The organism is Arthrobacter sp. TmtSoilC79 (assembly GCF_059739405.1).
Map to the genome: position 1 here is coordinate 970034 of NZ_AP046051.1, position 20172 is coordinate 990205.

The 20172-nt window shown below is 63.2% G+C and carries 18 protein-coding genes; 12 read left to right on the plus strand and 6 right to left on the minus strand.

The genetic code is table 11. The features are described 5' to 3' along the window. Positions 1-60: 60 nt before the first annotated feature. The gene (locus AC6JA3_RS04610) at positions 61-756 is read right to left on the minus strand and encodes a GNAT family N-acetyltransferase (protein WP_347782696.1); all 696 of its coding nucleotides are present in this window, start codon (positions 754-756) and stop codon (positions 61-63) included. A gap of 314 nt (positions 757-1070) precedes the next feature. Between AC6JA3_RS04610 and trhO the strand changes: the two genes are divergently transcribed. Next, positions 1071-1967, plus strand: a complete 897-nt coding sequence (gene trhO / locus AC6JA3_RS04615; RefSeq protein WP_026541361.1) for an oxygen-dependent tRNA uridine(34) hydroxylase TrhO — start codon at positions 1071-1073, stop codon at positions 1965-1967. Between the two features lie 8 nt (positions 1968-1975). On the opposite strand, the gene AC6JA3_RS04620 is transcribed toward trhO, so the two are convergent. Together AC6JA3_RS04620 and AC6JA3_RS04625 are read right to left on the minus strand one after the other, a co-directional pair. Then, positions 1976-2506 carry a DUF6023 family protein gene (locus tag AC6JA3_RS04620; RefSeq protein ID WP_223943658.1) on the minus strand — a complete coding sequence of 177 codons (531 nt, stop codon included), beginning with the start codon at positions 2504-2506 and terminating at the stop codon, positions 1976-1978. A 64-nt stretch (positions 2507-2570) separates the two neighbouring features. After that, the gene (locus tag AC6JA3_RS04625) at positions 2571-3014 is read right to left on the minus strand and encodes a DUF6023 family protein (RefSeq protein ID WP_347782697.1); all 444 of its coding nucleotides are present in this window, start codon (positions 3012-3014) and stop codon (positions 2571-2573) included. Positions 3015-3106: 92 nt separating this feature from the next. Here AC6JA3_RS04625 and AC6JA3_RS04630 point away from each other — a divergent pair, with 92 nt between their 5' ends. From AC6JA3_RS04630 to proC, 7 genes are all read left to right on the plus strand, one after another. Beyond that, entirely contained in the window at positions 3107-4756 is a 1650-nt protein-coding gene (locus AC6JA3_RS04630) for a DUF7059 domain-containing protein (protein ID WP_347782698.1), read from the plus strand. Between the two features lie 23 nt (positions 4757-4779). Beyond that, positions 4780-5463 (plus strand): ArsR/SmtB family transcription factor, encoded by a 684-nt coding sequence (locus tag AC6JA3_RS04635; RefSeq protein ID WP_397334541.1) that lies wholly within the window; start codon positions 4780-4782, stop codon positions 5461-5463. A gap of 125 nt (positions 5464-5588) precedes the next feature. Continuing rightward, complete coding sequence (gene topA / locus AC6JA3_RS04640; RefSeq protein ID WP_091549688.1) at positions 5589-8315, plus strand: type I DNA topoisomerase; 2727 nt, start codon at positions 5589-5591, stop codon at positions 8313-8315. Between the two features lie 149 nt (positions 8316-8464). Continuing rightward, positions 8465-8899 carry an SseB family protein gene (locus tag AC6JA3_RS04645; protein ID WP_026541355.1) on the plus strand — a complete coding sequence of 145 codons (435 nt, stop codon included), beginning with the start codon at positions 8465-8467 and terminating at the stop codon, positions 8897-8899. Between the two features lie 89 nt (positions 8900-8988). Next, on the plus strand, positions 8989-10131 hold the full coding sequence (locus AC6JA3_RS04650; protein ID WP_026541354.1) for a Ppx/GppA phosphatase family protein: 1143 nt from the start codon (positions 8989-8991) through the stop codon (positions 10129-10131). A gap of 1 nt (position 10132) precedes the next feature. After that, a complete protein-coding gene (locus AC6JA3_RS04655) occupies positions 10133-10966 on the plus strand; it encodes a sugar phosphate isomerase/epimerase family protein (RefSeq protein ID WP_026541353.1) in 834 nt (277 codons plus the stop codon). Positions 10967-11351: 385 nt separating this feature from the next. Then, complete coding sequence (proC, locus tag AC6JA3_RS04660; RefSeq protein WP_026541352.1) at positions 11352-12182, plus strand: pyrroline-5-carboxylate reductase; 831 nt, start codon at positions 11352-11354, stop codon at positions 12180-12182. A 76-nt stretch (positions 12183-12258) separates the two neighbouring features. Here the strand turns inward: proC and AC6JA3_RS04665 are convergent, their stop codons facing one another. Together AC6JA3_RS04665 and AC6JA3_RS04670 are read right to left on the minus strand one after the other, a co-directional pair. Beyond that, positions 12259-12945, minus strand: a complete 687-nt coding sequence (locus tag AC6JA3_RS04665; protein WP_026541351.1) for a potassium channel family protein — start codon at positions 12943-12945, stop codon at positions 12259-12261. Next, positions 12938-14371 carry a TrkH family potassium uptake protein gene (locus AC6JA3_RS04670; protein ID WP_091549690.1) on the minus strand — a complete coding sequence of 478 codons (1434 nt, stop codon included), beginning with the start codon at positions 14369-14371 and terminating at the stop codon, positions 12938-12940. Before AC6JA3_RS04670 ends, AC6JA3_RS04665 begins: the two co-directional genes overlap by 8 nt. A 103-nt stretch (positions 14372-14474) precedes the next feature. Between AC6JA3_RS04670 and AC6JA3_RS04675 the strand changes: the two genes are divergently transcribed. The 3 genes from AC6JA3_RS04675 to gdhA all read left to right on the plus strand — a co-directional run bounded on the left by AC6JA3_RS04675 (position 14475) and on the right by gdhA (position 17901). Then, positions 14475-15701 (plus strand): acetoin utilization protein AcuC, encoded by a 1227-nt coding sequence (locus AC6JA3_RS04675; RefSeq protein WP_026541349.1) that lies wholly within the window; start codon positions 14475-14477, stop codon positions 15699-15701. A gap of 79 nt (positions 15702-15780) precedes the next feature. After that, positions 15781-16356 (plus strand): ArsR/SmtB family transcription factor, encoded by a 576-nt coding sequence (locus AC6JA3_RS04680; protein WP_347782700.1) that lies wholly within the window; start codon positions 15781-15783, stop codon positions 16354-16356. Between the two features lie 207 nt (positions 16357-16563). Continuing rightward, the gene (gene gdhA / locus AC6JA3_RS04685; protein WP_347782701.1) at positions 16564-17901 is read left to right on the plus strand and encodes an NADP-specific glutamate dehydrogenase; all 1338 of its coding nucleotides are present in this window, start codon (positions 16564-16566) and stop codon (positions 17899-17901) included. 81 nt (positions 17902-17982) lie between these two features. On the opposite strand, the gene AC6JA3_RS04690 is transcribed toward gdhA, so the two are convergent. Further along, positions 17983-19326, minus strand: a complete 1344-nt coding sequence (locus AC6JA3_RS04690; protein ID WP_347782702.1) for an alpha-hydroxy acid oxidase — start codon at positions 19324-19326, stop codon at positions 17983-17985. 91 nt (positions 19327-19417) lie between these two features. Between AC6JA3_RS04690 and AC6JA3_RS04695 the strand changes: the two genes are divergently transcribed. After that, a complete protein-coding gene (locus tag AC6JA3_RS04695) occupies positions 19418-20146 on the plus strand; it encodes a FadR/GntR family transcriptional regulator (protein WP_091549693.1) in 729 nt (242 codons plus the stop codon). Positions 20147-20172 lie beyond the last annotated feature (26 nt).

The window sequence follows — 20172 nt, forward strand, 5'->3', positions numbered from 1 at the left end:
GCCATGCCGACGGCGGCACCCGCGGGCGCCGCCGTCGAACCCAACACGACCGCGGTGCAGTTACAGCCCCGAGAGATCAGATCCTTCGGTGCCGCTGGCGGACATCATGAGCACGTGCCCCACCACTTCCCAGCCGAGATGGGAGTACAGTTTCTGCCCGTCCAGGGATGCCAGCAGCAGCCCGTTCTCGACATCGTGGGAAAAAGCCTGGGCAGCCAGGGCCTTCATGATGAAGGTGCCCAACCCACGCCGTTGGAAGTCCGGTTCGGTGACGATTTTGTCGAAGACGGCGGTCCCGTCCACCACGAAGACCCGTCCGCTCGCAGCTACCTGCTCGCCGGAATGGACCACCGCGTAGTGGACCCCGTTGGATTCGGAGGTAGCCAGTTCCAGGTCATCGTCCGGGAGCCAGGGATCCTCGGCATCCTGGGTTTCCATATCCACGATCATCATGGTTTGCGATGCGGAGGTCACGGTCAGCCCGTGCTGTTCCGCGAGGTACTTGTAGCGTTGGACGTCGTTGGTAAGGACCGTCAGGATCCGGGTGGGAGCTTCTGCGGTTTTAGCCGCCAGGGCGGTGAACTCTTCGTCCGAGGGATCATGGGCAAAATACTCCCAGTCACCGGTCTTGTCGGCGCGAAGTGCGGCAGGGAAGCGGCCTTCCTGGCGTGACTCGTAGCCCCGGCAGCCGGACCAGCCGGCTACCCAGACTTCCAAGAGGTGCGCAATGTCTTCAACCAAGGCGTCTGGACTCATGTAGAGAGAGTATGCCAGCACACCATGAAGCAACAGAGCCGGATCAGCGCCGGAATGGTTGCTTATGCAATTGTGACTTCTCCTCGCGGCAGCCACCCCGACAGCCACCGCAGGACATGCCCCGGGAGCCACCCCGGCAGCCGCCGCAGAACATGCCCCGGCAGCCGCCGCAGAACATGCCCCGGCAGCCGCCGCAGAACATGCCCCGACAGCCGCCGCAGAACATGCCCTGGCAGCAACCCCCGCAGCTGCCCCGGCACTTGGCCGGCAGTCCTGCCGCCCGGCGATTTTACTGCACCAAGTACCCTTGAATAGTGGCTTTGAACCGAATTGTGCTCTTCTATGGCTTTACCCCGATCGCCGACCCCGACGCCGTGCGTCTATGGCAGCGTGCCCTCTGCGAGAAACTTGGGCTCACCGGCCGGATCCTCATCTCGAAGGACGGCATCAACGCCACGGTGGGCGGCGAACTGAACAACATGAAGCAGTACGTGAAGACCACACGCGAATATAAGGGCTTCCACGGGATCGACTTCAAATGGTCGGAGGGTGGCGCCGCAGATTTCCCGCGCCTCAGCGTCAAGGTCCGCGATGAAATCGTGTCGTTCGGTGCTCCCGGGGAACTCAGGGTTGATGACCAGGGCGTGGTGGGCGGCGGCAAACACCTGCAGCCGGAGGAACTCCACGCGTTGGTGGATGCGAAGAAGTCCAGCGGCGAGGACGTGGTGTTCTTTGATGGCCGCAACGCGTTCGAGGCACAGATCGGCAAGTTCAAGGATGCGATCGTTCCGGATGTGGACACCACGCATGACTTCATCAAGGAACTCGACTCGGGCAAGTACGACGACCTCAAGGATAAGCCTGTTGTTACCTATTGCACTGGCGGAATCCGCTGCGAGGTCTTGTCCAGCCTGATGGTCAACAGGGGCTTCAAAGAGGTCTACCAGCTCGATGGCGGGATTGTCCGGTACGGCGAAACGTTCAAGGACAAGGGCCTCTGGGAAGGTTCCCTGTACGTCTTTGACAAGCGCATGCACGTTGAGTTCAGCGAGGACGCCAAGACCATCGGTGAATGCGTGCGCTGCTCCGCTCCCACCAACAAGTTCGAGAACTGCTCCAACCTCAGCTGCCGGACCTTGACCCTTTACTGTGCCGAGTGTGCTTCAAGCCCGGAAACGCTGCGCTGCCCCGGAGGCTGCGAAGCAGCGTAAGGCCGGGTTCAGAGCCGGCTGACCCGGTAGGCGAAGTTGGCATCGGACCTGGATCCCACGGTGATGGACAAGATGGCGTCCTTATCCAGTTGGACAACGCTCACCCTGGCGTTGGCGCATCCCAAGGTCAGGTCCACCAAGGCGACCCCGTTCAACGTGACATCGAAGGACACACGACGCGTGCCGCGGCATGCCAACGTTACGGCGTACGTTCCAGCGGGCAACTGCACAGTTTGCTCGGACTTGGACTCACCGGGGTTCAGGTAGCCGTTGCTGGAGTAGAACGATTGCCCTTGGGATTCGGGCAGCGCAGCTTTCGCCCATTCTTCAAGGGCCTCGCCGCTGACGGTTTCTTCCAGTGCCGGATCAGGCGGAAGCGCAATATTTCCCGCCGTGGAGGTGGCACTCGCTTCCGGCTTGCCGCCGTCCTCATAGGTGTACTCGCAACCGGCCACGCCGCCGCACAGGACAACAAGAAGCACGACGGCGGCCCTCGCCAGCCGCTGTGGCCTCACCGAGCAAGCTGCCTTGCTGCCCATGCACTGACTTTACGCCCGGGCGGCCTCCGTCTGAAGGCCCTGCGGAGCCAGGTTCTGGCGGGTCCTAGCTTGTGGTTGGAGCCAGATGGTAGGCGTAGATCAACGGGGCGTCAACGCTGCTGGTGGAGATGTTGATCGGACCAGTTGCGGGCACTTTGATTTTCACCACATCCAGGCTGCCGTTGCATGCAGCTGCGGCATCGGCAATCTTGTTTCCACTTGAAGAGACTGCGAAGTAAGCCTTGCCGCCGCCGTCGCAGGCCATGGTGAGCGTGTAGGTTCCGGCGGGGACACTGGTCGATTCCTTCACCAGCGGATCCCTGTTGAGGATCTTGCCTGAGTCCTCCAGAACCGCGCCGTTTGCTGCCGGAAGGACCTTTTCCTTCCAGGCAGGAACGTCTGCATCTGCGATGTTGACGGGCGCTTGGCAGGCGCCGGTCCCCAGCAGGACAGCAGCGGCCAGGGCAACAAGGCCCGCGCGGCGCCTTGTGGAGGAGAAGTTGAGCATGATTCCACGCTACCGGGTTCCAATGGGGTCCTTCGTCCACATAGCCCGGATCGGCCCCGCAAGGCCTTGCCCGCCGCACCTACACTTGCAAGGTGACTGACACAGCTTTCGCCTTTACTGCAGGCAATACCGATGATGCTCCCCGAAGCGACCAGCCCGGCCTGCTCCAGGTTCTCGCCGGGGACCTTCAGGCCATCTCCTACACCGTGGACGGCGTTGCTGCCCTCCTGGGGGAGTCGGCGTCGGCGGCCCTTGGCCGGGACCAGGTGGTGCCCGCCCTCTTGGCCACCGAGCGGCTGACGGACTCGCACGATCCCGCTGTCCGGGCACTGGCTGTGGTGGTCCGTCTATGGCTGTTGGCCGTCCCGCAGTCCGTGGCCGAGGTTGACTCAGCCCTGCCTGGAATTCGCAGCCAAGGACTCGTGGACCTCGGCCTGGCCACGGTGGACGCCGGCGTTGTCCGGGTCACGGTTGATTTACGCCCTTACGGTTGGGATGCGAATGCCGACGGCAGCGGCGGTGCCGAACTTTGGGTAGCCAGTGATCTCGCTGCCCACCAGCAGCCGGGGGTCCTTCGTCATGACCATGTCCTGGGCATCGGGCGCGCCTCCACGACGCTGGTCCAGACGACCATCAGGGAACACACCCAACGTGCCCTGGACCTGGGGACCGGATGCGGGATTCAAACGTTCCACCTCCTGCACCATTGCGAGCACGTCACGGCTACGGACATCTCCGAACGCGCGCTGGCTTTCACCCGGTTCAACCTCCTGCTGAACGCTGCGGAACTTGAACTGGATCCGCAGGATCTGGAAAGCCGGGTAAGCCTGCGGCTCGGATCGCTCCTGGAACCAGTGGCGGGCGAACAGTTCGGACTGGTGGTATCCAACCCTCCCTTCGTGATCACGCCAAGGAAAGGCGGGGAATCCTCCTCGGACCAATTCACCTACCGTGACGGTGGGCTTCCCGGAGACGGAATTGTGGCGTCGTTGGTGCAGTCGATCTCAGGGGTCCTTGCGCCCGGGGGCACCGCCCAGATGCTGGGAAATTGGGAGGTCACTGAGGGAACGGACTGGAAGGACCGTCCCAAGGAATGGCTCAAGGACGCGGAACTTGACGTGTGGTTCATTCAACGCGAGCAAGTGGATCCGGAACAGTATGCCGAGACCTGGCTTCAGGACGCCTCTCAGAACCGTGACCGCGAGCAATACAAAGAGTCCTATGCTTCCTACCTTGATGACTTCGCGTCCCGGAACGTGGAGGGCGTGGGCTTCGGCATGATCTGGTTGCGCCGCCCTGAGGCCGGGCAGCGGGCCATCATCAGCCGTTTCGAGGAGATTACCTATCCCATCGAGCAACCCATTGGACCCCATCTGGGTGCGGCCGTTGAACGGGCCGATTGGGTGGCTGCCAACGCAGTGCCCGAGGCGCACCTGCTGGTAGCGGAGGACGTGACCGAAGAACGACACCAACGCCCCGGTGCTGCCCACCCGGGCGTTATCCTCTTCAGGCAGGGAGCGGGTCTCCGAAGGACCAATCTGCTCAGCACGGAACTTGCAGGTTTCGCATCTGCCTGCGATGGAGAGCTCTCGGTCCGGCAGATCGTGGCAGCCCTGGTCTCCCTGCTGGGAGGCGGTGAAGACTTCGACGAGGATGCCTTCAGGGATGGCTTGTACCGCGACGTCACCAACCTCGTCCTTGAGGGATTCCTGCTTCCGGACCCAGCACAGGCCGGCACATGAGCAGCGACGCGACGCCGGCGGGAATGAACTCCGCTGGTCCGGTTAGTGACCCTGACTACACTGATCAAGTGATTGCGAACAACGAGACATCCCAAACGTCAGGAGACGTTCCGCGGCGGAAGCGGGCCGAGAAGACGGTTGAGATCACCGACCCCAAGGCTATCCGTGCCTTGGCGCACGCTGCACGCATCGAGGTCATCTCCGAGCTCTACGCCACCCAGGTGAGCCACACCGCCACTGAACTCGCTGCGCGTACGGGCCTGACCCCCAGTGCCATGAGCTACCACCTCCGTGCCCTCCAGAAATGGGGAATCGTGGCACCGGCCGAAAATGCGGGGGACGCGCGCGAGCGGCGTTGGAAGGCAGCTGGTACAGACTTCACTATCTCCGGAGGCAGCGTCGCCAGTCCCGAGATAGCCGTGGTTGACCTTGAGCTGGATGCTTTCCGCCGACGGGCTTCGGCGTTCGCCAAAGCCCGTGGAGAACGCCGCCAGCGCGGTGAAGGGGGAGATGAACCGGTTTCGGTGGTCCTCTCCAGCAACCTGCTCTACCTCACCCACCCGCAACGGAAGGAACTTGCGGACAGAATCCGTGAGGTAGTCAGGGAGTACGAGCTGGAGGATCCGACGCAGATTCCCGAAGGTGCCGAACGTGTGGCAACCTTGTGGTCAATGATCCCGGATGATCGTGTGGCACCCGGGCAGTAACCTTCCGGCCGGGTCACCGAATGACCGCCCTGGTTTCCGTACCAGAACGCAGGATTCTGCAATCTATGGTGAACTAGGCCAATATGGGCACCAGCCCAATTACACATTTTTTCTGTAGGAGCACCGTGCCCAGCAAGGCAAAAACCGGCAAGAAACTCGTGATCGTGGAGTCTCCCGCCAAGAGTAAGACCATCGCCAAGTACCTTGGCGAGGGCTTCATCGTCGAGGCTTCCATCGGCCACATCCGGGACCTCCCGCAGCCCTCGGACCTCCCTGCAGAACTGAAGAAGACCTCGCTGGGCAAGTTCGCCGTCGACGTCGAAAACGGCTTCAAGCCGTACTACGTTGTCTCCCCGGACAAAAAGAAAAAAGTTGCCGAGCTCAAGGCGCAGCTGAAAGACGCTGACGCGCTCTATCTCGCAACCGATGGGGACCGCGAAGGCGAAGCCATCGCGTGGCACCTCCTTGAGGTCCTGAAACCCAAGGTTCCCGTCTACCGCATGACCTTCGGTGAAATCACCAAGGAAGCCATTCACCGTGCCATGGACAACCTGCGCGATGTCGACACCGCCCTGGTGGACGCCCAGGAAACCCGCCGTATCCTTGACCGCCTGTACGGCTACGAAATCTCTCCTGTCCTGTGGCGCAAGGTTGCCCGCGGGCTCTCGGCGGGCCGCGTGCAGTCCGTGGTGACCCGCATGGTGGTGGACCGTGAACGCGAACGCATGGCCTTCCGGGCCGCGTCCTACTGGGACCTTACGGGCCAATTCGGTGCCGGCTCGGGGTCCTTTAAAGCCAAGCTTGCTGCCGTGGACGGTTCCAAGGTTGCCAGTGGCCGCGATTTCAACGACAACGGCCAGCTGACCTCCTCCACCGTGGTGCACCTCAACGAGGAACTTGCTACGTCTTTGGCTGCTGGACTGGAGAACGCCGAATTCCGCGTTCGTTCCGTCGATACCAAGCCGTACACCCGCCGTCCTGCCGCGCCGTTCACCACCTCGACGCTTCAGCAGGAAGCCGGCCGCAAGCTGCGTTTCTCCTCCAAGAGCACCATGCAGGTAGCCCAACGCCTGTATGAAAACGGCTACATCACCTATATGCGTACCGACTCCTCGGCATTGAGCGATGAAGCCCTCACGGCATCCCGTCGCCAGGCTGCCGAGCTGTACGGCCCCGAGTACGTACCCCAGAGCCCACGCGTGTACGCCAACAAGGCAGCCAATGCCCAGGAAGCCCACGAGGCCATCCGTCCCGCCGGTGACTCCTTCCGCACCCCTGCCCAGGTGGCCAAGCAGCTGAGCGGCGACGAGTTCCGGCTGTACGAGCTCATCTGGAAGCGCACGGTGGCCTCCCAGATGGCCGATGCCAAGGGCTCCACGGCCACCATCCGCCTCGGAGCCGTGGCTGCTGACGGACGCGACGCCGAATTCTCGGCTTCAGGCACCGTCATCACCTTCCCCGGCTTCCTGGCCGCCTATGAAGAAGGCAAGGATGAGAGCCGCGGAGACGATGAATCCGACGAAGCCCGACGCCTGCCCAACGTGGCCAAGGGCGATGAGCTCACCGCCTCCGACATCCTGGCTGTGGGCCACGAAACCTCACCGCCGCCTCGGTACACCGAAGCTTCGCTGACGGCTGAGCTGGAAAAGCGCGGCATCGGCCGCCCGTCCACTTACGCCTCCACCATTTCCACCATCCAGGACCGTGGCTACGTCCGTAAGCAGGGGTCCGCCTTGGTCCCCAGCTGGATTGCGTTCTCCGTGATCCGTTTGCTGGAACAGCACTTCACGGATTACGTGGACTATGAGTTCACCGCGGACATGGAAGGCGACCTGGATAAGATCGCCAACGGACAGGCCGTGGGTGCCGCCTGGCTGAAGCACTTCTACTATGGTGAAGACGCCGATCCTGGCCTGTTGAGCATTGTGAACAACCTGGGCGAAATCGATGCCCGCGAAATCAACTCCGTACCTATCGCCGAGGGCATTACCCTCCGCGTAGGCAAGTTCGGACCCTACCTGGAAAGCTCCATCCCCACCGTGGATGAGAAGACCGGAGAGGTAGTGGAATCCGCGCGTGCCAACGTCCCCGAGGAACTGGCCCCGGATGAGCTCACGGCCGACAAAGCCAAAGAACTCATGGAGACCGCTGCCCCGGAGGAACGGGTGCTGGGAACCGATCCCCACACCGGACACACCGTGGTGGCCAAAAATGGCCGCTATGGGGCCTACGTCACCGAGATCATTCCCGAGATGACCGAGGAACAACTGGCCAACCAGCCGGTGGAGTATTACAAGAACGGCAAGCCCAAGCCGCCGAAGAAACCCGTCAAGGCCAAGCCGCGCACTGGCTCACTGTTCAAGTCCATGACTGTGGACACTGTGACCCTGGACGAGGCCTTGCAGCTCATGAGCCTGCCCCGGGTCCTGGGCGAGGATGCCGACGGCAACCCCATCACGGTGCAGAACGGCCGCTTTGGTCCCTACCTGAAGAAGGGCACGGATTCCCGGTCCATCGGCTCGGAAGAGGAGATCTTCACGATCACCCTGGAGCAGGCACTGGAGATCTATTCCCAGCCTAAGCAGCGTGGTGCGCGTGCGGCTGTACCTCCGCTGGCGGAGTTCGGTCCGGACCCCGTTTCGGAAAAGAACATCGTGGTGAAGGAAGGCCGCTTCGGTCCGTACATCACTGACGGCGTCACCAACATCACCGTCCCCCGCTCAACCTCGTTGGAGGAACTGACCCGGGAACGCGCCGTCGAACTTTTGGCCGAGAAGCGGGCCAAGGGCCCGGTCAAGCGGACCACCACCCGCAAGGCGCCGGCCAAGAAGAAGGCCACCGCCAAGAAGTAGGCCGCGGCCATAAAGCAGCCACTATGAAGGCACCGGCCAAGAAGTAGGCCGCGGCCAAGAAGTAGGCTGCGGCCATGAAGCAGCCGCCATGAAGGCCGGGACAGCAAGCGCGAATTGCGTCCCGGCCGGCATCGTGGTCGAGTAGAACCATGACTGAACAGACCGTTTCACCGGACAACGAACCCTTGAACGACCTCGAGGCCAAGCTTGCCTCGGCCGAGCAGCCGGACGCCAACCCGGTTGATGTCATCCTCGCTTTCCTGAACAACGAGGTCTACCTGGTCAGCTCCGAAGCCGTGGACGGCCCGGATTCGTCGGTGGAGCCGTTGGTGCTCTCCAACGCTGACGGTCAGCCCGTCCTGGCTGTCTTCAGCCACCCAAGCCGCGTTGATGAGCGGTTCCTCGAAGCGGCCCCGCACGTCCTGGGCACCATGGGCTCAGCGATCCTGGGAAACATCGGTGATGAACTCGGCATGGTCATCAACCCGGGCAGTGAGTTCGGCTTCGAAATCGACCCCGAAGGCATCGCCAACATCCGCCGTGACTTCAAGCGCGCAGATGAAGCAGGGGAGCCTACCGAATAGCCGGTGCCCAAACCGCCGGACACCAATCCGACGGCGAAACGTCGCCGCCAAGTTGCTTCACGGCCTTGGAATCGGTGAATAATGGCAGAATGCGTCTTGGCGTTCTAGACATCGGTTCCAACACCGTCCATCTGCTTCTTGTGGATGCTCACCCGGGCGCGCGCCCGGTGGCTTTCGCATCCCACAAGCGTCCCCTGTCCCTGGTGCAGTACCTCGACGGTGACGGCAACATCAACGACGCCGGCCAGCACGAGCTCATCGAGTTCGTACTGGAAGCCTGGGAGTTCGCCGCCAGCCACAAAGCCGAGGACCTCCTGGCGTTTTGTACCTCGGCAATCCGCGAGGCCACCAACGGTCCGGAAGTCCTGGCACGGGTCAAGCACGAAACAACGGTGACCCTGCAGGAACTGACAGGCAGCGAGGAAGCGTCCATGACGTTCTTCGCAGTCCGCCGCTGGTATGGGTGGGGCGCAGGTCCCATCCTTGACCTGGACATTGGTGGGGGCTCCTTTGAAATGGCCTATGGAACCGATGAACTTCCCGAGTTCGCCACCTCGGTTCCCCTGGGTGCCAGCCGTTTGACACGGGATTGGCTCCACGATGATCCTCCGACGGCAAAAAGCGTCAAGGAACTGCGGCGCTACATCCGTTCCACGCTGAAGCCTGTGGTCCGCAATTTCCACGAGCTCGGCCGTGCGAACCTCGTGGCCGGTACTTCCAAGACCTTCCGGTCGCTGGCACGCATCGCAGGCGCGGCGCCGAGTGCGGCAGGACCCTACGTGAAGCGCGAACTCCACGCCGCGGACCTCGGCCTGTGGGCCCAGCGGATTTCGGCTATGACAGTGGAGGACCGGCTGTACCTGCCGGGTGTCTCGGACGCCCGGGCACGCCAACTGTTGGCAGGTGCACTGGTGGCCGAGGCCGCGCTTGAGCTCTTTGAATTCCCCACCATGGAGATTTGTCCGTGGGCACTGCGGGAGGGCCTGATCCTTCGCCGGCTTGACCAGCTGGTCTTTGAAGAGGCCCTCGACCCCGCGCCGCATGTGGGCAAGCGGAAGAAGGACAAGTCCAAAAAGAAAGCAGCCAAGGACGGTGCCAAGACGGTGGATAATGATGAGTCCCACCCCGGGATCGATGAGTCCCACCCCGGGATCAAGGAATTTCCTGTCCCCGTGAACACCCCGTCCCCTGCACCAATCCCAGCCCCCGTGGCAGGCGGGCTGGCCTCCTGAGATGAGCAACGACGTCGAACCTGAAGTGAATGACCGCCAGATCCCCGTAGCGCTGTCCAGCGCGTCCGTCTACCCCTTGAGCGTCCATGACGCTTTCGCCGTGGCGCAGGACCTGGGTTATGAGGGCGTGGAAGTGATGGTCACCAACAACGCGGTGAGTCAGAACCCGGCCGCCCTGATCCAGTTGAGCCACCGCTACCACCAGGAGATCGTCTCCATTCACGCGCCCACATTGCTGCTGACGCAACAGGTGTGGGGCACGGCCTGGAACAAGATCGAGAAGTCGTGCCAGATGGCCGCCGACGTAGGATGCGACACCGTGGTGGCCCACCCGCCGTTCCGCTGGCAGTCCAACTATGCGGAGAACTTCGTGGAAGGCGTCCGGGAGATCGCGGCGAGGTACCAGGTGCATATTGCCGTGGAGAACATGTACCCGTGGCGTGTCCGTGGCCGCGAAGCTGTGGCTTACCTGCCGCACTGGGATCCCCTGGGACAGGATTACGACGACGTCACCTGGGATTTCTCGCACGCGGCCACTGCCGGGGCCAACAGTTTGGAAGCCATCAAGGCATTGGGCAGCAAGCTCCGCCACGTCCACCTCACAGACGGTTCAGGTTCCGGTAAGGACGAGCACCTGGTGCCCGGCACGGGAACGCAACAGTGCGCCGACGCCCTCCAGCACCTGGCGTCCACTGGGTTCGATGGCGTGGTGGTGGCCGAGATCTCCACCCGCAAGGCCAAGGTGGCGGGGGAGCGCGAGGAAATGCTGGCAGAAACCCTGCGCTTCGCGCGGCAGCACCTCAGCGCACCATCAATGCGCAGCGTAGAGAACTAACGGCGTCGAGCCCTGTTCTGAGCTTGTTGGCCTGACGCGCCGGTGGCCTGACGCGCCGGTGGCCTGACGCTGTTCGCCTGACGCTGCTCGCCTGACGCACTGTTCGCCTGACGCACCGTTTCACACGGTGTGTCGGGCGGGCGGCGCCAGGTCGGGCCGTTAAAAGCGAAAGCACCGGCGGCCGAATCGGGAAATGGGGGAAAACCCGCCCGGCCACCGGTGCTTGTGGCGGACATCCCCATGCCCGCCTCATCACTCGCACCCTCAATGAGGTAACTACTAAGTTACGGACCAACAATGAGTGCTGCCTGCAATAACCTTGGGAACAAGCTGGGAATCCGGAATCCGTTAGACCCCGTCCAAGGCCAACTGCAATGATGGAGCCATGAGCAACCGAATCGCATTCCTTGGCTGTGGATCCATGAACGAGGCAATCCTGGGAGGCCTGATCGCCGCCGGGACCGACCCCGCAGACATCGTGGCCACGGTCCGACGGGCCGAGCGCGCCGACGAACTCGCCCAGCGGCACGGGGTCATGGCCATCGCCGGCGAAGAGGAGCCGGACAACAATAAGTTGGCTACCAAGGGCTCCGGCCTGGTCATCCTTGGCGTTAAACCGGTAGGCATTCTGGATCTGGCACGGGAGATCAGCCCGGCCTTGGCCAAGGACACGATTGTTGTCAGCGTCGCGGCGGCCGTTTCCATCGCCCAGCTTGAAGCAGCGCTGCCGGACGGCCAGCCGGTGATCCGCACCATGCCCAATACGCCTGCCCGGTTGGGGCGCGGCGTCATCTCGGTCTCCCCGGGGACGCATTGCACCCCTGAGCAGCTTGAACGGGCCAAAGCCGCGCTGGCTGGTGCCGGCACGGTTGTGGAGATCCCGGAGGAACAGGTGGACGCGCTGTCTGCCATCAGCGGCTCTGGCCCGGCATACGCTTTCTACCTGGCCGAGGCCATGGCAGCAGCCGGTGTCGAACTGGGCCTGGACCAGGAGCTGTCCGTCATGCTTGCCCGCGAAACAGTGGCCGGCGCCGGCTTCATGCTGGCCGAACCGGGTGCGGATCCCTCAGCCCTGCGAATCGCCGTCACCAGCCCCAATGGCACCACTGAGCGTGCCATCATGGCCTTCGACGACGGCGGCATCCCCAAGATCATTGCCGACGGCGCCCGCGCGGCAGCAGCCCGCGCAGCAGAGATCACCAAGCAGCTCGGCTAACCTCGGAGTTTTTGTACAGCTAACGCCCCTAAGAGCGCGTCTAAAGGGCGTTAGCTGTACAAAAACTCCATCACGGTTACGGGCGTGCTGCGAAGCGCTCCAGCAGGTCCACGTGTCCGGACACGATCAACATATCGTGGCCGGACACTTTGGTTTCCGGCCGTGCGTAGGTGAAATCCTCGCCCGGGGTTTTGACGCCGACGATCGTTACGCCGTACTTGGAGCGGACCTTGGATTCTTCCAGGGTGAAGCCCACGGTTTCCTTGGGCGGGTACATTTTCACGATCGCGTAGTCGTCGTCGAACTCGATGAAGTCCAGCATGCGCCCGGACACCAGGTGCGCTGCCCGGACACCGGCATCGGCCTCCGGGTAGATCACATGGTTGGCGCCGATGCGGGTGAGGATCTTGCCGTGGGATGGCGTGATGGCCTTGACCCACAGGTGTTGGATGCCCAGGTCCACCAGGTTCACGGTGATGAGCACCGAGGACTCGATGGACGTGCCAACACCAACTACAGCTGAGCTGAACTCCTGGGCTCCAAGCTGGCGCAGGGCATCGATGTTGGTGGCGTCGGCCTCCACCACGTGCGTGAGCACGGGCGCCCACTTTTGGACGAGGGTACGGTCGCGCTCGATGGCCAGGACTTCGCGGCCCTGCTTGACCAGCTGCTCAGCCGTGGCGGATCCGAACCGGCCCAGGCCAATGACCAGTACTGGGGCGTTGTGTGCGGGGCGGTTGGCAGCCCCCGTGGTACTAGCCAATGATTGGCCTCTCTTCCGGGTAGTGGTACAGCTGGCTTCGTTGGCGCAGGGCCAGTCCGGCAGCAAGGGTTACGGTGCCGACGCGGCCGGCGAACATCAAAGCAGTCAGGACATAAACGCCCGACGGCGGCAGCTCGGCACTGAGGTTGGTGCTCAGTCCCACGGTGGCAAAGGCGGATATGGATTCGAAGAGCACCCGGTCCAATGATGCTCCGCTGATGGAGAGCAGCAGGAACGCTGCAACGGAGACCAGGGTGGCGCCGGCAACGATCACCGAGATGGCCACGCGCATGGTGCCTTGGGGGATGGTGCGGCCATAGACCTTCACGTCGGCGTCGCCACGGGCTTCGGCCATGATGGCCAGGAACATGACGGCGATGGTGGTTACTTTGATGCCACCGGCTGTGGACGCCGACCCGCCGCCGGCGAACATGAGGGCATCGGTGAGGAGCATCGTGGTGGATTCCATGTGGTTTTGGTCCACCAGGTTGAAGCCGCCGGATCTGGTCATCACGGAGGCGAACAGGGAATGGGCCACCTTGTCGCCAAGGCCCATATGGCCGATGGTGCGCAGGTTGTCCCACTCCATCAGGCCCCACAGCACTGCGCCGGATGCCAGCAGGATGAAGGAGACCTGGATGGTGAGCTTGGTGTGGAGGTTCCACTTCTTCCAATTGAGCCCGTTCTGCTGCAGCACCATCACCACCGGGAATCCGAGGCTGCCGAGGAAGACGCCCAACATCAGCGGAACCAGGATCCACAGGTCGGTCTCATAGGGGACGATGCCATCGGAATGCGGTGTGAATCCGGCGTTGTTGAACGCGGAAATGGAGTAGAAGACACCGTGCCACACCGATTGCCAGAAGCTCTCCCCGAGCACTATGAAGCGGGGAATCAGCACGATGGCCAGTCCGGCCTCAATCACCACCGAGGTCACTATGACGATCCGGAGCAGGGTACCCACCTCACCGAGGCGGCCTGCGTTGTTCATGGCTTCCTGGGCGATCAGCTTGCCGCGTACGCCCAGCCGCTTGCTGACCATGAGGGCCAGGAGGGAGGCGAGCGTCAACGTGCCAAGGCCTCCCACGAAGATGCCGATCAGGATCACCAGCTGGCCAAAGAAGGTCCAGTGGGTAGCGGTGGAAACCACCGTCAGCCCGGTGACGCACACGGCAGAGACCGCTGTGAACATGGATTGATGCAAGGGTGTGACCGTACCGGCAGCGGACGCCGCGGGCAGGGACAGCAGGCCCGTGAACACCAGGATGACCACGGCGAAGACGGTCAACGCCAAACGGGCAGGCGAGGTGTTGGCAATGTTGTCGATGAAGTCGCGCACGCGGGTGAAGATCCACAGACCTTCCCGCTCCTGCTGGTTGGGTTGCCAGTTGGCCGGGCTCGTGGACCGCGACTGGCTTTGAGACATGGCGCTCTTCCTCGGTTGAAACAAGCTTTCCTGAGTAGTAAACCACTATTCCCGCGGCGTAACCGGGCGTGGGGGCCCTCCAGCCTCAGGTAGCCTGTTCTGGATGAACTCCAGGCTCGGGACTACGGCTTCCAGCATTACCCGCTCCGCACTGCCAACGACGGTGGTGTGGGACCCAGCCATGACTGCCTACAATTTTGGCCCCGGCCACCCCATGGCTCCCCAGCGACTGGAACTGACAGCACGGTTGGCCGAATCCCTGGGCTTGTTTGACCATGAGCATGTGGCGGTTGAGGCACCCGAGGTAGCAACCGACGTCGAACTTTTAACGGTGCACAGCGCCGGCTACGTGGAGGCCGTCCGGCGCGTCAGCGAGGACCCGTCCACCCCGGAGGAAAGCCGCGGACTGGGGACGGAGGATGACCCCGCGTTCGCCGGAATGCACGAGGCCAGTGCCAGGCTTGCCGGCGGTTCACTGCTGGCCGCTGAGAGCATCCTCTCGGGCAAGGCGGTCCGGGCGGTGAACTTCAGTGGCGGGATGCACCATGCCGCACGCGAGCGGGCCAGCGGCTTTTGCGTCTACAACGACGTCGCGCTGGCAATCCAAAGACTGCTCGACGGCGGGGTGCAGCGGATCGTCAGCATCGACGTCGATGCCCATCACGGCGACGGGACGCAGAGTATCTTCTGGAACGATCCCCGTGTCCTGACCATCAGCCTGCACGAAACGGGCCTGACCCTCTTCCCGGGGACCGGCTTTGCCAATGAAACCGGCGGGCCGGACGCTCCAGGGACTGCGGTCAACGTCGCGCTTCCCACTTTTACGGGTGATGCCGCCTGGTTGCGGGCCTTCCATGCAGTGGTTCCGCAGCTTGTGGGTGCCTTCCAGCCGGAGGTCATCGTCAGCCAGCACGGGTGCGACTCCCACCGCGACGACCCCCTGACGCACCTCACCCTCAGCGTCGACGGTCAGCGTGAGGCTGCCTCCGCCGTCGCGAGCCTGGCGGCCCGTTACTGCGGGAACCGATGGATTGCCACTGGCGGCGGCGGTTATGACGTCACCGGTGTTGTGCCGCGTGCGTGGAGCCACCTGATCGGGATGGTGACACAGCGCCCGGTGCCACTCAGTGCGCCCGTGCCTGAAGCGTGGCGGACGTATGTGCGCGAAACCTATGGCGTGTGGGCTCCGGAGTCCATGGGCGATGACGTGGACGTGTGGTGGCGCTCCTGGGAAGTGGGCTATGACCCCGCCGATGAGGTGGACCGGACAGTCATTGCCACGCGCAAGGAAATCTTCCCGCTCTACGGGCTGGACCCTTGGTTCGATTGACGGAGGCCACGCTCCACAGGCCCTGCATCACAAAGAAACAGGGATGCCAATCGGCGTATATGTCGCTAGGGTGGGAGGCATGGTGACTGACGACGTATTTGCCGTCATAGCTGAGGCAACCAGGCGCGACATCCTGGTTTCCCTCCGCTCTGGGGATAAAGCAGTAGGCGAACTGGTGGAAGAACTGGCTGCGAGCCAACCCACTATCTCCAAGCATCTGAAGGTGCTCCGCGAGGCTGATCTTGTCAGCATGCGCGCGCAAGGCCAGAAGCGCTTCTATGCGCTCAATCCCAAGCCGCTTGCCGGCGTCGCGAGCTGGCTTGAAACGTTCGACGTCGGAGGCCCGGCTCCCGCCGCCGTCGTGCCTGCCGCTGTGGCGCCTGCCGTGGCCGCGTCCCAGGCCCCTGCGGAAATTCCCGCAGTCAGTACACCGCCAGTTGAAACTGCTGCACCGGTCCCGAACCGTGCCGACGCCATCAGCCAGGCTGTCAAGGTCCACGCGCGTGAAACGCCTGTTTCGGTTGACCCTGCCTCCGATGACACCGTTCCCCAGCAGATTGGCCGTACTGTTGGCCGCGCTGCCACTAAGGCTGCTGACCTCCTGGCCAACCTTCCGAACCTGCCCAACCTGCCAAAGTTTGGCCGTAAGCGGTAGCGCGCAACGACTTAACGTGATCCTCATCACATTGTGAGTTTTTGTTTACCTCCCGCTTCCTTGTGTTTTCAACGATTTTCTACAGTTGTGTTAACTCAGCTTTGAGGGTCACATTGTCTCCGGATGGAGATCCTATGTCCCTCGGTGCAACCATGGGCGGGACTAATCGTCTCGCCGCGGGTCGGCGCACTGAGGATAGGAACACGCATGGATTCAAGGCTCGAAGCTGTCCGCGACACCGTGTTGGCGCGGAACCCGGGGGAGAAGGAATTCCACCAGGCCGTCACTGAGGTCTTCGAAAGCCTTGGCCCCGTTCATGACCGCCACCCCGAATTCCTCGAAGGTGCCGTCCTGGAACGCCTGTGCGAGCCCGAACGCCAGATCATCTTCCGCGTCCCGTGGACCGACGACGCGGGCCGCGTCCACGTAAACCGCGGCTTCCGCGTGGAGTTCAACTCCGCCCTGGGCCCCTACAAGGGCGGGCTCCGGTTCCACCCCTCGGTATACCTGGGGATCGTGAAGTTCCTTGGCTTCGAGCAGATCTTCAAGAACGCGCTCACCGGCATGCCCATTGGCGGCGGCAAGGGTGGCTCGGACTTTGATCCGCGCGGGCGTTCCGACTCCGAAATCATGCGTTTCTGCCAGTCCTTCATGACCGAGCTCTACCGCCACATCGGCGAGTACACCGACGTCCCTGCCGGCGACATCGGCGTGGGTGGACGCGAAATCGGTTACCTCTTTGGCCAGTACAAGCGCATTACCAACCGCTACGAGTCGGGAGTCCTCACGGGCAAGGGCATCTCCTGGGGCGGCTCCCTGGTCCGCCCCGAGGCTACCGGCTACGGCACGGTGATCTTCGCCCAGGAGATGCTGAAGACGCGGGGCCAGTCCTTTGACGGCCAGCGGGTGGTGGTTTCCGGTTCGGGCAACGTTGCCATCCATGCCATCGCCAAGGCGCAGTCCCTGGGCGCCACCGTGGTGGCCTGTTCAGATTCGGCCGGTTACATCGTGGACGAGGCGGGGATCGACGTCGGGCTTCTGAGCCAGATCAAGGAAGTGGAGCGCGGACGCCTCACCGAGTACGCCGCGCGCCGTTCCGGAGCCAACCATGTTGCCGGTGGTTCCGTATGGGACGTGACCGGCACGGTGGCCTTGCCGTGCGCCACGCAGAACGAGCTCGACGGCGATGCTGCCGCCAAGCTGGTCAGCAACGGCCTGATTGCGGTGGCGGAGGGTGCGAACATGCCCTCCACCCGTGCCGCGGTATCGGTGTTCCAGGAAGCCGGGATCCTGTTTGGACCGGGCAAGGCCGCCAACGCCGGGGGTGTTGCAACGTCTGCGCTGGAAATGCAGCAGAATGCCAGCCGCGATTCGTGGTCCTTCGAGCACACCGAACAGCGCCTCACCGAGATCATGGTGGGCATCCACGATCGCTGTGCCGAAACAGCCGACGCCTACGGTGCGCCCGGAAACTACGTGGTGGGTGCCAACATCGGAGGCTTCGTCAAGGTAGCCGACGCCATGCTGGCCCAGGGCCTGATCTAACCCTTTACCCAAACAACGCAACAGCCCCTGTTCGCAATGGACGTCCATTGCGAACAGGGGCTGTTGCCTGCATGGGTGCTTTTAGCGCTGGAGCAACCGCACGTGGTCCGGGTTCAGGTCCTCCACCTTGCTGACGCCCAACAGCGCCATGGTGCGGGTCATGTCCTTCTCGAGGATCTGGATGGTGCGGTCCACGCCTTCGCGTCCGCCGGCCATCAGGCCATAAAGGTAAGCGCGGCCGATCAGGGCGAAGTCTGCGCCCAGTGCCAGGGCTGCCACGATGTCCGCGCCGCTCATGATGCCCGTGTCCAGGATGACCGCGGCCTCGCTGTTGTCCGCCTTCAGCGCTGTGGTGACTTCCGGCAGCAGGTGGAACGGGATGGGTGCGCGGTCCAGCTGGCGTCCGCCGTGGTTGGACAGGATGATTCCATCAGCACCGTGGTCAACAACGCGCCGGGCGTCTTCCACGGTCTGGATGCCCTTGACCACCAGCTTGCCCTTCCAGGTTTCGCGGAGCCAGTCCAGGTCCTCGTAGGTCAGCGTGGGATCGAACATGGAGTTGATGAGGTCGGCCACGGTGCCGGTGTAGCGCGAGAGCGAGGCGAACGTCAGGGGCTCGTGGGTGAGGAAGTTGAACCACCAGGCCGGGCGGTACGAGGCGTCCAGGACTGTCTTGATGGTCAGTGCCGGCGGGATGGTCATGCCATTGCGGACGTCGCGGAGGCGGGCGCCTGCAACAGCGGTGTCCACGGTGACCATGAGGGTGTCGTTGCCGGCTTTGGCGGCACGTTCGATCAGTTCCAGGGAGCGGTCGCGGTCCGTCCACAGGTACAGCTGGAACCAGTTCCGGCCGTTCGGGGCGGCGGTGGCCACGTCCTCGATGGAGGCGGTGCCCATGGTGGAGAGGGTATAGGGGATTCCGGCAGCTTCAGCAGCCTGCGAACCGGCATATTCGCCCTCGGACTGCATCATGCGCGTGAATCCCGTAGGTGCGATGCCGAAGGGCAGGCGGGATTCCTTGCCCAGGATTTCCGTGCGGAGGTCAATCCTTGAAACATCGCGAAGGATGCCCGGCCGGAATTCGATGTCCTGGAACGCCTGGCGTGCACGGCGCAGGGTGATCTCTTCTTCGGCGGCGCCGTCGGTGTAGTCGAATGGTGCCTGCGGGGTGCGGCGCTTGGCCATGTCCCGCAGTTCCCAGATGGTGCTGGCGCGCTTGAGCCGGGCGGTCTTGCTGAATTCGGGCTTCTTGAACTGCATCAGCGGCGCGAGGTCCGAGACCTTGGGGATGCGCCGCTTCAATGCCGGAGGCACCAAGGATGGAAGTACGACGGCGGGCGCCGGCTGCTGCTGCCGGGTCACGTTCTGATCGCTCCCGGCATTGGCGGGCTCGGCGGTGATCTTGGGATCGAGGGTGTCGGTCATGCGGTTCTCCCTTGAATTCTGTGGTCCTGCCACTGTGGTCTAACCACACTGTAATCCATGTGGTTGGACCACATCAACTAGTATTTCGTTTATGCGTACCCACGAGTTGGTCCTGCAATGGATCGAGAAGCAGTTGTCCGACGGTGACCTTGCCCTCGGTGGCAGGCTGCCGGGCGAACGCACCATGGCCGAGCAGTTGAAGGTTTCCCGGACGTCGGTGCGCGAGGCCGTCAGGATCCTGGAGGCAATGGGAGTGGTCCGCGCGGGGGTGGGTTCGGGCAAGGATGCCGGGACTGTGGTCATCGCCGAGCCGGGCTCCGCACTGGGTTCCACCCTGAGGTTGCATGTGGCAACGCGTCACCTTCCCGTGGCGGACATCGTGGAGACCCGCGTCCTGCTGGAATCCTGGGCGGCCGAACGCGCCCACGTGGGTGTGCCGGAGCTGGAGGAGGCTGCGGAGCTCCTGGACCAGATGGACTCTGCCCAGGACATTGACTCGTTCCTGGCCCTCGATGCCCGCTTCCATGTGGCCCTGGCGCAGGCGGCAGGCAACACCGTGGTGAGCGCCATGATGGCCTCGCTCCGGGGTGCGATCGAGAATTACGCGGGCGAGCTGACGGGAAACCTTCCGGATTGGAACGCGACCTCAGGCAGGCTGCGGGCCGAGCACCGCGCCATCCTCACCGCCGTCAACAACCACGACGGCGCCAAAGCAGCTGAGTTGGTAGCCGCCCACATCCAGGGCTTCTACAAAGAGGCCGGCGTGGGCGCAAACCCTGCCCCGAACCAGGGCAATGCGGGGTCACTCAAGGCCCCGTAGAACCGCCTAAAGGGGCCATAAGTGAC

What these genes read in the sequence shown, in the direction of transcription:
- AC6JA3_RS04610 (WP_347782696.1), bottom strand. Translation starts at nt 756, where the DNA reads ATGAGTCCAGACGCCTTGGTTGAAGACATTGCGCACCTCTTGGAAGTC.
- AC6JA3_RS04620 (WP_223943658.1), bottom strand. Translation starts at nt 2,506, where the DNA reads ATGGGCAGCAAGGCAGCTTGCTCGGTGAGGCCACAGCGGCTGGCGAGG.
- AC6JA3_RS04625 (WP_347782697.1), bottom strand. Translation starts at nt 3,014, where the DNA reads ATGCTCAACTTCTCCTCCACAAGGCGCCGCGCGGGCCTTGTTGCCCTG.
- AC6JA3_RS04635 (WP_397334541.1), top strand. Translation starts at nt 4,780, where the DNA reads ATGAACTCCGCTGGTCCGGTTAGTGACCCTGACTACACTGATCAAGTG.
- AC6JA3_RS04645 (WP_026541355.1), top strand. Translation starts at nt 8,465, where the DNA reads ATGACTGAACAGACCGTTTCACCGGACAACGAACCCTTGAACGACCTC.
- AC6JA3_RS04650 (WP_026541354.1), top strand. Translation starts at nt 8,989, where the DNA reads ATGCGTCTTGGCGTTCTAGACATCGGTTCCAACACCGTCCATCTGCTT.
- AC6JA3_RS04655 (WP_026541353.1), top strand. Translation starts at nt 10,133, where the DNA reads ATGAGCAACGACGTCGAACCTGAAGTGAATGACCGCCAGATCCCCGTA.
- proC (WP_026541352.1), top strand. Translation starts at nt 11,352, where the DNA reads ATGAGCAACCGAATCGCATTCCTTGGCTGTGGATCCATGAACGAGGCA.
- AC6JA3_RS04670 (WP_091549690.1), bottom strand. Translation starts at nt 14,371, where the DNA reads ATGTCTCAAAGCCAGTCGCGGTCCACGAGCCCGGCCAACTGGCAACCC.
- AC6JA3_RS04675 (WP_026541349.1), top strand. Translation starts at nt 14,475, where the DNA reads ATGAACTCCAGGCTCGGGACTACGGCTTCCAGCATTACCCGCTCCGCA.
- AC6JA3_RS04680 (WP_347782700.1), top strand. Translation starts at nt 15,781, where the DNA reads ATGGTGACTGACGACGTATTTGCCGTCATAGCTGAGGCAACCAGGCGC.
- gdhA (WP_347782701.1), top strand. Translation starts at nt 16,564, where the DNA reads ATGGATTCAAGGCTCGAAGCTGTCCGCGACACCGTGTTGGCGCGGAAC.
- AC6JA3_RS04690 (WP_347782702.1), bottom strand. Translation starts at nt 19,326, where the DNA reads ATGACCGACACCCTCGATCCCAAGATCACCGCCGAGCCCGCCAATGCC.
- AC6JA3_RS04695 (WP_091549693.1), top strand. Translation starts at nt 19,418, where the DNA reads ATGCGTACCCACGAGTTGGTCCTGCAATGGATCGAGAAGCAGTTGTCC.